General features: G+C 34.2%; 10 protein-coding genes. All 10 read left to right on the top strand.

The genetic code is table 11. From position 1 onward, the window contains the following. Nucleotides 1-945: AAA family ATPase (locus AC075J_RS13925; protein WP_476390438.1), on the top strand; the 945-nt coding region annotated here is incomplete at its 5' end. A 67-nt stretch (nucleotides 946-1,012) separates the two neighbouring features. Continuing rightward, nucleotides 1,013-1,252, top strand: coding sequence for a hypothetical protein (locus AC075J_RS13920; RefSeq protein WP_008705149.1), 240 nt, complete (start codon nucleotides 1,013-1,015; stop codon nucleotides 1,250-1,252). Nucleotides 1,253-1,399: 147 nt separating this feature from the next. Continuing rightward, nucleotides 1,400-1,627 carry a DUF5348 domain-containing protein gene (locus tag AC075J_RS13915; protein WP_008705148.1) on the top strand — a complete coding sequence of 76 codons (228 nt, stop codon included), beginning with the start codon at nucleotides 1,400-1,402 and terminating at the stop codon, nucleotides 1,625-1,627. A 236-nt stretch (nucleotides 1,628-1,863) separates the two neighbouring features. Next, nucleotides 1,864-3,279 carry a plasmid recombination protein gene (locus tag AC075J_RS13910; protein WP_020993197.1) on the top strand — a complete coding sequence of 472 codons (1,416 nt, stop codon included), beginning with the start codon at nucleotides 1,864-1,866 and terminating at the stop codon, nucleotides 3,277-3,279. Between the two features lie 4 nt (nucleotides 3,280-3,283). Further along, the gene (locus AC075J_RS13905) at nucleotides 3,284-3,658 is read left to right on the top strand and encodes a TnpV protein (RefSeq protein ID WP_008705146.1); all 375 of its coding nucleotides are present in this window, start codon (nucleotides 3,284-3,286) and stop codon (nucleotides 3,656-3,658) included. Between the two features lie 110 nt (nucleotides 3,659-3,768). Beyond that, on the top strand, nucleotides 3,769-4,518 hold the full coding sequence (locus AC075J_RS13900; protein WP_198016333.1) for a TRM11 family SAM-dependent methyltransferase: 750 nt from the start codon (nucleotides 3,769-3,771) through the stop codon (nucleotides 4,516-4,518). Nucleotides 4,519-4,659: 141 nt separating this feature from the next. Continuing rightward, on the top strand, nucleotides 4,660-4,878 hold the full coding sequence (locus tag AC075J_RS13895; RefSeq protein WP_008705144.1) for a helix-turn-helix domain-containing protein: 219 nt from the start codon (nucleotides 4,660-4,662) through the stop codon (nucleotides 4,876-4,878). Next, nucleotides 4,878-6,815: a Dam family site-specific DNA-(adenine-N6)-methyltransferase gene (locus AC075J_RS13890; RefSeq protein ID WP_008705143.1), complete on the top strand. Its 1,938-nt coding sequence runs from the start codon at nucleotides 4,878-4,880 to the stop codon at nucleotides 6,813-6,815. Before AC075J_RS13895 ends, AC075J_RS13890 begins: the two co-directional genes overlap by 1 nt. Further along, nucleotides 6,782-8,572: an AlwI family type II restriction endonuclease gene (locus tag AC075J_RS13885; RefSeq protein WP_008705141.1), complete on the top strand. Its 1,791-nt coding sequence runs from the start codon at nucleotides 6,782-6,784 to the stop codon at nucleotides 8,570-8,572. The genes AC075J_RS13890 and AC075J_RS13885 overlap by 34 nt, the downstream gene beginning before the upstream one ends. Before the next feature lie 8 nt (nucleotides 8,573-8,580). After that, on the top strand, nucleotides 8,581-10,695 hold the full coding sequence (locus tag AC075J_RS13880) for a hypothetical protein (protein ID WP_008705139.1): 2,115 nt from the start codon (nucleotides 8,581-8,583) through the stop codon (nucleotides 10,693-10,695). Nucleotides 10,696-11,288 lie beyond the last annotated feature (593 nt).

Raw genomic sequence — 11,288 nt, 5'->3', positions numbered from 1 at the left:
CAGGGAGATCCAGGGGAAGGCAAGACAACGATGGTACTTCAGATTATTGCAAAACTGACCAGAGGAGAGCCGATTTTTCCTGTTACGGATACAACGATGAAAATAAAAGAAAAACGAAGTGATGAAGTTGATAGTGGGAACGATGGTTTAGATGGCGAAGACAATATGCAGGAACAGTCTTCTATGTCACCTGTACATGTGATTTATCAGACAGCAGAAGATGGTCTTGGAGATACTATCAAACCCAGATTACTTGCTGCGGGTGCGGATTGTTCAAAGGTGATGGTGATTGATGACAGTGACCAGCCACTGACAATGGCAGATGTTCGATTGGAAGAAGCAATCGTGCAGACAAAAGCAAAAATGGTTGTCCTTGATCCGATTCAGGGGTTCCTGGGAGCAAACGTAGACATGCACAGGGCAAATGAGATTAGACCATTGATGAAGCGTATAGCAGTGCTGGCAGAAAAATATCACTGTGCAGTCATTTTGATTGGTCATATGAATAAAAACAGCAACGGCAAATCTTCTTATCGTGGACTTGGCTCCATTGATTTTCAGGCTGCTGCAAGAAGTGTTCTGATTGTCGGGCGAGTTAAGGAAGAACCGGAAGTAAGAGTAGTATGTCATACGAAGAGTTCTCTTGCACCGGAAGGAATGTCCATTGCATTCAGGCTGGATAAGAATAATGGATTTGAATGGATTGGAGAATATGATATCAGTGCCGATGAACTTCTTAATGGAGATGGCAGAGGACAGAAAAGCCAGAAGGCAAAAGAATTTCTTCTTGAAATTTTGGCAAATGGAGGAATGGCTCAGAAGAAAATTGCAGAAGAAGCAGAAGGCAGAGGAATAAAAGGAAAAACGTTGTGGAATGCCAAACGGGAACTTGAGATTGATTCTGTGAAACGTGGAAAGCAATGGTATTGGATGTTACCAGAATAAAAATGGAAGATGGCAAGATTACCATTTCTTAAGAAGAGGGAATCTTGCTACCTTGAAAGGAGAACAGATGCAAAATAGAAATGTACAGATTCCATACGAGTTATTTCTTCAACTCCTGCAATATTTTTTGATGGACAACTATGATGGTGAAGAAAAAATCCGGTTGGGCTTAGAGCAGAAACTGGATGCAATGGTGAATCGTGAAATGTATAGCAAATTCAAAACTGCACCAACGGAAGAAGAAAGAGAAAAGTTCCGGCAGGAATACCTTGACAGAAAAGGAATACAAGAGAGCTTTCGATGGTAAAGGTTCTTTCTGACTACTCTATTACAGGAGCGTGTCACGCACCTGTAGATAGCAGACAAGGAGAATGTCGGTAAGGTGTAGCCGGGAGTTAGTTGATGGCTTGTGAGTTTATAGCAAATTAGATAGTCGTGAAGGGAGAAAGATACAATGAAACAGGGAAGATTAGGATATAACAGCAGCAATGACAGATATGGCTTATTATCATCAGATTTATGGATTGATACAGGATTTCATTGCGGAGAAGGTCTGGAAGTTCTGGTTGATGATAAGTGGATACGGACAAGAATGGAGATGAATTCGGCAAGAGAATGGTATCTGGTTGGAACACCGTACTGTGGAGATTTGGAATATGTGCAGGCAAGAATACCGGAATAAGTCAGTAAGAATAGTGATGTAGAAGAAAGCCGAACAACGGGAGGAATAGCCCCCGGCAGGGCGCAAGGGGACTTTTGATGGACGGTACGGCTGTCGAAAGTGCTTTTGCGTTACTTTTGACAAAAGTAACAAAATCGCCGTATTCGGCGAAAAGTTCTTAAATATCGCCATGTCTGGCGTAAATAAAAATTATGTGCCATATCTGGCACTCAAACAGAGAAGAGGTGAGAAAACATATGATAAAACGAACAATCAGTGGCATGATCGGAGTCGGCTCACTGGCTCATAACAGACGGGATTTTGTAGCAGAAAATGTAAATCCAGACAGAGTACAACTGAACATTTGTTATAAGAATGAGAATCTGAAAGAAGTCTATAAAGAACTGTTTGATGATGCGGTGGAGAGATACAATGTCGGGAAAAGAAAGGATCGGCAAATTGCAAATTATTATGAAAAAATCCGACAGGGTAAACAGGAGAAGTTGTTCCATGAAGTAATATTTCAGATTGGTAATCGTGAGGATATGGCAGTTGGCACGACAGAAGGAGATTTGGCCGTAAGGGTACTGGATGAATATATGAAAGACTTCCAGAAAAGAAATCCGTCACTTCGGGTATTTAGCTGCTATCTGCATCAGGACGAAGCTACTCCGCATCTGCATATTGACTTTGTGCCTTATGTGACTAACTGGAAGGGAAAAGGAATGGATACCAGAGTTTCACTGAAACAGGCATTGAAAAGTCTTGGATTTCAAGGTGGAAATAAGCATGATACAGAACTGAATCAGTGGATAAATCATGAAAAAGAAGTGCTGGCAGAAATTGCAAAGCAACATGGAATTGAATGGGAACAGAAAGGTACACATGAGGAGCATCTGGATGTTTACAATTTCAAGAAAAAAGAACGCAAAAAGGAAGTGCAGGAACTGGAACAGGAAAAGGAATATTTGACAGCGGAGAATGAAGGTCTGACTTCTCAGATTGCGGACGCAAGGGCAGATATTAAGCTTCTTGAAGAAGAAAAAATTCAGTTCCAGAAAGATAAAGAAACAGCAGAAAAACGTGCAGGGAAAGCAGAAATGGAATTAAAAAAACTGGAGGATAGAAGAGAATTCCTGCAACCGGTGATGGATAATGTCAGTAAGGAAATAAAAGAATATGGAATGATCAAAACATTTTTGCCGGAAGCTACTACGTTAGAACGTGCGGTAACTTATCGGGATAAGAAAATCAAACCATTGTTCATTGAAATGAAAAATAAAATTGGTGCGATGGCTGTACAGGTGAAAGAACTCACAAGAGAAAGAGATAGTTGGAAAAGTAAGTTTCAGAAGAAAAAGCAAGAGCATGAAAAAACAAAAAAGGAACTGGCAGAAGTTCAGAAAGATTATCAGAAATTATCTGGTGAGAAAGAAATACTGCAGGAACTTGCAGACAGATACAACCGACTTTTACGCATGTTGGGGAAAGATATGGTAGAACGACTGGTGCAGGATGATATCCGGATACAGGCGGAGCTTGAGGCGAAAAAGCAGAAAGAGCAAATGCCGAAAAAAATAAGTGATCGTATACCGTGGGCGAAAGAACGAAGTGAAGAACACAATGCGCAAATTAAGAAGAATAAAGCAAAGTACAGAGGAATGGAGTTGTAAGAATATGAAGAAACAAATTTATGATGAAAAGAACGGACTGAGCTATACATTGCATGGAGATTATTATCTGCCAGATCTGGAAATCAATGAGGAAGAACCTACATATGGGAAATATGGAATAATGCGAAAACAGTTTCTGAAGGAACACAGGAGTGCCAGGTATCAGTATCTGGTACTGACCGGGAAACTGACGGAGCAGCTGAATCAGGTCGATAAAGAAGCAAGAGAAAAAGTTGAGATGCTGATGGAACAGATGGTTGAACAATGGGGCGTGACGGAAGAATTGAAGATGCATGAACAGATGGAATGGGTTAGGAGGAAGGATAATATTCAAGCAATTGCTGAAGAAATAGCATTGAAAGAAATAATATATTTATAATGCAAAAGGAATCTCTGTTCAAATATTTATTGATAATTAATATTTGAATGGGGATTTTTCATGGACAAATAAACAATGTGGAAGTATAATGAGCAAAAAAGAAGGGAGCGATTGTTATAAGAGAAGCACCAGAAAGATTTAAATTAGAAGATACAACAATATGGTCTTTTCCTGAAAGGGGAAATTGGGCTACACATTCAGGAAAATACAGAGGGAACTGGTCTCCGTATATTCCTAGAAATATTATTTTGAGGTATTCAAAGAAAAAAGATTGGATACTTGATCAATTCTTAGGCAGTGGCACAACGTTAATCGAAGCAAAGTTATTAGGACGAAATGCAATTGGCGTTGATATAAATTCTGAGGCTGTCAAATTATCTAACACAAATCTAAATTTTACTTGTCAAGAAAAATCCAAAATATTCACCAAACAAGGAAATGCAAACAATTTATCATTTATAAAAGACGAAAGTATAGACCTTATCTGTACACATCCACCATATGCAGACATTATACGGTATAGTAAAGAAATCCCAGGAGATATTTCTCATTTAAAATATAAGGATTTTTTGCAGGAACTGGAACAGGTTGCAAAAGAATCATATAGGGTACTAAAAAAGCAAGGAATATGTGCATTTATGATTGGAGATATACGGAAGAAAGGATATGTTCTACCACTGGGTATGAATTCTATGCAAAAATTCGTTGATACTGGATTTAAATTCAAAGAAATTGTTATAAAAGAGCAACATAATTGTCGTTCTACTGATTATTGGGAGGGAAAAGAAAGAAAATTCTTAATGCTGGCACATGAATATATTTTTATATTGGAGAAAGCGGACGATCATAATCCTATTTGAAAAGAAATAGTCTTTATTGAATAAAAACATATGTTTGCGAAAAAGTCTGCGATCGCTGAAATAAATGTTGATATGACTGAAATCACATGGTAGAATAACGGCATAGCAATATTTTAGAAAAAATGGTTTAGAGGTTAAAAGATGGCGGTCAGTTATAAAAAATTATGGAAATTACTTATCGATAGAGATATGAAAAAGAAAGACTTATGTGAGGCTGCAGGTATCAGTCATGCTTCAGTGGCGAAACTCGGAAAAAATGAAAATGTTACAACAGATGTGCTGGTGAAAATTTGCACTGCCTTAAAATGTGATATTAGTGATATCATGGAAATAATAGAGATTGAAAGGGAAAAGGCGTGATGGAACAAGTTTTAAAGAAAGAAAAACAGATACAGGCAAAGCCTATTATGAAATGGGCCGGTGGGAAGACCCAGATGTTAGGGGATATCATGCCTAAAATTCCTCAGAAATATGGAAAATATATAGAGCCATTTATTGGTGGTGGTGCACTGTTTTTTGCATTAAGTCCGGATAAATCAATAATCGCAGATAGTAATCCGGAATTGATTAACATGTATCGACAAGTTGCTGATAATGTAGAGGCTGTTATTTCATATCTAAAGAAATATAAAAATACTAAAGAAGATTTTTATGAAGTACGTTCGTTAGATTGGCTCAAATTGAAAAAAGAAGAAGCAGCAGCGAGAACGATTTATTTGAATAAAACATGTTTTAATGGTTTATATCGTGTCAATAAGAAGGGACAGTTTAACGTTCCGTTTGGTAAATATAAAGCTCCAAACTTTTGCGATGAAGAAGCTTTATTCGCTGCATCAGATGTGCTGAAAAAAGCAACTATAACATGTGGAGATTATTTGTCAGTATTGAAAGAATATGCAGAACCGGGAGATTTTATCTTTTTAGATCCCCCGTACTTGCCGATTTCAGAATATTCGGATTTTAAGAGATATACAAAAGAGCAATTTTATGAAGAAGATCATGTAGAATTAGCAAAAGAGGTCAAAAGATTACAGGAATTAGGCTGCCATGTAATATTGACCAATTCTAATCATCCATTGGTTCATGAGCTATACGCAGATTATAAGATTGAGGTTATCCAAACCAAAAGGTATATTTCCTGCAATGGAAGTAAAAGAAAAGGCGAGGATATTATAGTAGATATTTTGCCAAAACAAAAAACTATGTTAAAAATAGTTCCGAAACCTTTACCTGAACAGGTAATGAAATATCCGGCCACTAGATATATGGGCTCTAAAAGTAAATTATTACCTCAAATTTGGGCTGTTGCTTCACAATTCAATTTTGACTCAGTAGTGGATCTGTTTTCTGGCTCTGGTATTGTAGGTTATATGTTTAAAGCTCAGGGAAAGACTGTAATTAGCAATGACTATATGGCAATGTCAGCAACTTTTACCAAGGCAATGGTAGAAAACAATAATGTTGTATTGCCATTGGACGAGGCGAAAAAATTATTGATTGAAAAAAGAGAGTCTGATCATTTTGTAGAAGAGATATTTCGAGGCTTATATTATAAAGATGAGGAAAATAGGCTAATAGATGTTTTGCGGACTAATATTGCTGCTATTAGAGATCAATATAAGAAAGCAATTGCAATGACAGCATTGATTAGAGCTTGTACAAAGAAAAGACCAAGAGGAATTTTTACATATACTGGAGATCGGTATAATGACGGAAGAAAAGATTTGCAGAAATCTTTAGAACAGCAATTTTTGGAAGCAGTGGAAAGTATCAATAATGCAATTTTTGATAATGGTTGTGAAAATAAATCTAAACATGGAGATGCAATGGAAGTAAAAATTAAACATCCAGATTTAGTATATATTGATCCACCGTATTATTCTCCACTGTCAGATAATGAATATGTACGTAGATATCATTTTGTTGAAGGTCTGGCACGAGATTGGAAAGGTGTCGAAATACAGGAAAATACAGTAACAAAGAAATTTAAGTCATATCCGACACCGTTTTCAACTAGAAAAGGTGCTGCAGATGCATTCGATAAGTTGTTTAAAAAGTTTTCCGACAGTATTTTGATTGTATCTTATTCTTCTAATAGTCAACCAACACAAGATGAAATGGTTGCACTTATGTCTAAATACAAAGAACATGTAGAGGTAGTTCCAATAGATTATACATATTCTTTTGGAAATCAGAAACATGCTAAGACAAATCGAAATAAGGTACAGGAATATTTATTTGTTGGATTTAACGGAGAAGATGTATGGCAAAAGCAAAAACTACAATTAAAAAAATAACTCAAAATGCATGGGAGTGCACGAAGATATTTAAAACGGGTGAAATAGAGAAAAGAATTGTAAAAGATCCTATTGATATTTGGTCAATAGGCAATACTGGCGTAAGAAATCCGTGGCGAATACCAGGTGGATATAAAGTATATGTTGAATCTAACCAGGTTGGAAAAATTCGGACTGCACAAGAACAAAAATTGTTTAAAGAAAAATTATTATTAGCAGGGGAAATTGGTGGAGATCCTAAGAAAGATGCAGACGCCAGTATTACGAGAAAATATCGTTTGATGTTTAATAAATACGGTTTTGCATATCCAGAAGTCTTAAAGAAAGATGGATTTTCTCAAAAAGAGATAGGAAAAATTGATGATATTACACCAGCTGGATGGGCATTTTATCATGCAAATACTATTCAAGCTCAACAAGAATGCTTTTTGAGAGGGCTAGTTGTTCAAATGGAACCATTAGGTGAAAGAGAGACATATTCTCCATTACGGTGGGTATTGAAGATAATGTTTGATTTGTTTGAACGTACAGGTGACTATAAAATTAATTATATAGAATTTGCGGTATGTGTACAAACAAGTTCACCTAAATATGAACTGGAAACAGTTGTAAATAAAATTTTGGAAATTAGAGGTAGAAGAAAGAAATATATTAACAAAAAGAAATTTGATAGAGATTTAATACATAATGCTTGGAAGCATTATTTTAAAGAAGAGAAAAATTTTCATGAATATGCAGACATGAATTTAAGATATTTAAGTGCAAGTGGAATTTTAAAGCGATCTGGAAGAGGAATAACTGTAATGCCGGAATATAAGTCTCTTGCATATGAATTGACTAAAAATGTAATTAGTGATGCAACATTAAAGGAAAGGTACAAATTACTTTGCCAAGGAGCTCCGTTACCAACAGATAATACAGAGATTGCTAAAAAGGTGTTGGAAGATTTAATAAACGAATTGGAAATGTACAATATTAAATATGAAATACCTGATATTACATTAGACAATTCGAAAAATATCAATATTGTAAGAAGTAATCTAAAACAAAATATTGATCATTATAAAGAAGAAAAATATGCACAAAATCAAAGAGAATGTTGGTATGAAATATACGAGTATATGAAATTACTGATTTCAAATAATGGAAAAAGTAAAGAATTGGGAGAAGATTATATAATAAATGTTCCAAAAGCAGAAGCCGCAGCATATTTGGAATGGATTTTGTGGAGAGCTTTTTTGGCGATAGATCATATAGTTAATAAACCATATGATGCTAGAGGGTTTAATGTAGATCAAGATTATTTACCAATCGGAACTGCACCAGGTGGAAAACCAGATATGATTTTTGAATTTGATGATTATGTTATTGTTGTTGAAGTAACATTATCTACAAATTCTAGACAAGAAGCTATGGAAGGAGAACCTGTTAGGAGACATGTTGCTGATTTGGTACAGAAATATAAAAAACCTGTTTATGGTTTGTTTGTAGCAAATAAAATTGATTCTAATACAGCAGAGACATTTAGAATGGGTGTTTGGTATACAACACAAGATGAACGTTTGGAATTACATATTGTGCCGTTAACATTGACACAATTTAGTGAATATTTTAAATTTATTTTTACAGAAAATTTTGCGGAACCGCAAAAAATCGTAGACCTTATGTGTAATTGCGAAAATTATCGAAAAATATGTGAAGGTCCAGAATGGAAAAAGTGTATAAATGAAGTTGTTCAAATAATGACAAAAAGGTAGTGAAAACAATGGAAGAACAATATAAAAAAACTTTCGATCAAATGGTTGATTCATTAAAAATGTATCAACGATATGAATTAAAAGATAAAAATAGAAAAGATATATTAGACAAGGTATATGTAGATCCTATTGAAAATGATGGTATTTTAAATTTATGTTTGAAAGATAATACAACTGTACTTATAGGCAGACGTGGTACAGGAAAATCAACTATCTTTATGCGGATGCAGAATGAATTACGTAAACAGAATGATATAATGACGTGTTATATAGATGTAAAAAGCATATTTGATGTTGCGAAAAGAAATTATATTACAATCAATTATTTAAAAACCAGCAATTTAGAAGAAATTGAGCAATATTCAATACAAAGGCAATTTATTTTAGATTTTGTAGATGAACTTATAAATGAAATATGTAAAAATTATGATACAATTTGGGAGAAATTTAAACAAAAGTTACATATATCTAAATCACAAAAGGCTATAGATAAATTGAAAAATATACGAAAAAGGATACAAGATAATAATCATTTAAGCAACATTGAAATGCAAACTTTGCAAGAAGTAATGCATTCGAATGTAGATAATATGTCGTATTGTGACAAAAGGTCTATGAAAATGGATATTTCATTGAGCAAAAAGAAAAATATTCTAAATGCAGGCGGAAACAGGGAAAATACCTTATCAGAGGGAGAAGAAAACGGAAAAAAATATAACAGGGTTTTTGCAAGAATATTTGAAATAACATCAATAGTAACAGAAATAAAAAGTATATTACAAGAATTATCAATGCGAAGATTGTTTCTAATTTTAGATGATTATTCAGAGATAGAGCAGACTTCATTGGTTATGTTTTGTGATTTGATTGTTAATACGTTACATAATAATTCTGATAATTTTGTAAAGTTAAAAATATCTGCTTATCCAGGTAGAGTTGAACTAGGTGAATTAGACAGACAAAAGGTAGATATACGATATTTGGATTACTTTCAGCTGTATGCTGGAGATAAAAGAAATGAAATGGAAAGCATGGCCGTAGCATATACAGAAAGATTAATGGATACAAGACTAAAAATATATACAGGAAAAGATTTTGATTATTATTTTGATACGACTAAAACATCAAAAGAAGAGTACTGTAAATATTTGTTCAATATGACAATGAATGTAGTAAGACATATTGGACTTATATTAGATTACGCGCAAGAGTTATCTATAATTCAGGGAGAACGAATTACATTAAATATTTTAAATGAAGCATCGAAACGTTTTTATAAAGAAAGATTAGTGCAATTTTTTGAAGAAAGTAAAACGGCAAAGATGACATATAATGAACGAATTGAGTCATTAGAATTGAACAAATTATTAAATCAAATCATCGATAAAGAAAAAACTATTAAAACAAATATTAGAACAAACCAATATACGGCAGTAATATTTCAAAAAGAGCGTAATAATCCATATACGAGTCATTTTTATATTGCACAAGAATTAGAGCCTTATTTAGGTAGTTTAGAATTGAATTTCTTTATTAGTAAATATAATGAAATGTCAAATAAGTCAGGAAAAAAAGTTTCTATTTATGCACTTAATTATGGATTATGTATGGATGAAAATCTAAGATGGGGAAAACCAAAGGGAAATGAATACCGTACATACTTTATTGAGTCGCCCTTTAATTTCACTCCAGTTATTAAAAATTTTTTGTCAGAAAATAAAAAAATATATTGTGAAAACTGTATGCATGAGTTTAGCGAAGAAGAGTATAATCTAATGAAAAAATACGGTGGTACTTGCCTAAAATGTGGTTGTAAAAATAGTATACAGGAGAAAAGGGTACTTTCGGATGAAGAACGAAGTGAAATAGAAGAAATAGAAAAAAAGGATAATTTATTGGAGAGAGAGCAATATCAGTTGCTGAAATTGTTACAATATAGTAGAAAAGATAAAACAGCAACGGAGTTAGCACAAGAATTGGATGTGAGTTGGCAAAAAATAGGATGGATAGCAAAAAAAATAGAGGAAGATTATTGTTACCTAAAAAAAGAACCACGAAAGGGAAAAATGTATTACGTTTTATCTGATTTGGGAAGAGAATATTTAGATTCGATAACACCATGATAACAAAATCAAAAAAAATAATACAGACACAACGGAAAATCCGGATTTTCCCACACGAATCACACGAAAAACCACCATTTGTACACCGCAATACATCGGTCTGATATCGTGAAGGTGGACGTACTGTAGGATCAGGACGTGTTGCTACAATCATCGAATAATTTTAGCATAACATCTTAAATTATATATATTGAGTACCGCAAGGTACATTGTGTCCAAACGTAAGATACCCCGGAACCGTAAGGTTTCCGGGGTTTTTCTGTTGCCTGGAAACATAAAAATTATGAAAAATAATTCTATATTAAAATATGGATATTTGATGAAATCTTTGCTGTTGAATGAAGAAGAACCGTAAGCGATGAATAATCCACCGGTTTTTCAGTATCCAAAATTTATGAGATAATCCCTCTAAGGAGTGGTATCTCTATAACTTTTCCAGTTTTTTGCACTTAGGACCATTTCACTTCAGTTCTTCTGGTACCTGTGCTAATCTCACTCCAAATAAAAAACAGGAGTTGAATTTTTATGCCTAAAAGAAATCCAAGACGTACAGATAAAGAATGGTTGGATTTGATCCAGGAATGCCGGTCCAG

This window comes from Blautia sp. ZXY-1-C6 (genome assembly GCF_056339875.1).
Note: the sequence above shows the minus strand (reverse complement) of the source record. Positions and strands in the feature narration are given on the sequence as shown.

Bases quoted from the DNA above. Each gene is read 5' to 3' on its own strand.
- AC075J_RS13920 (WP_008705149.1), top strand. From the start codon at position 1,013: ATGCAAAATAGAAATGTACAGATTCCATACGAGTTATTTCTTCAACTC.
- AC075J_RS13915 (WP_008705148.1), top strand. From the start codon at position 1,400: ATGAAACAGGGAAGATTAGGATATAACAGCAGCAATGACAGATATGGC.
- AC075J_RS13910 (WP_020993197.1), top strand. From the start codon at position 1,864: ATGATAAAACGAACAATCAGTGGCATGATCGGAGTCGGCTCACTGGCT.
- AC075J_RS13905 (WP_008705146.1), top strand. From the start codon at position 3,284: ATGAAGAAACAAATTTATGATGAAAAGAACGGACTGAGCTATACATTG.
- AC075J_RS13895 (WP_008705144.1), top strand. From the start codon at position 4,660: ATGGCGGTCAGTTATAAAAAATTATGGAAATTACTTATCGATAGAGAT.
- AC075J_RS13890 (WP_008705143.1), top strand. From the start codon at position 4,878: ATGGAACAAGTTTTAAAGAAAGAAAAACAGATACAGGCAAAGCCTATT.
- AC075J_RS13885 (WP_008705141.1), top strand. From the start codon at position 6,782: ATGGCAAAAGCAAAAACTACAATTAAAAAAATAACTCAAAATGCATGG.
- AC075J_RS13880 (WP_008705139.1), top strand. From the start codon at position 8,581: ATGGAAGAACAATATAAAAAAACTTTCGATCAAATGGTTGATTCATTA.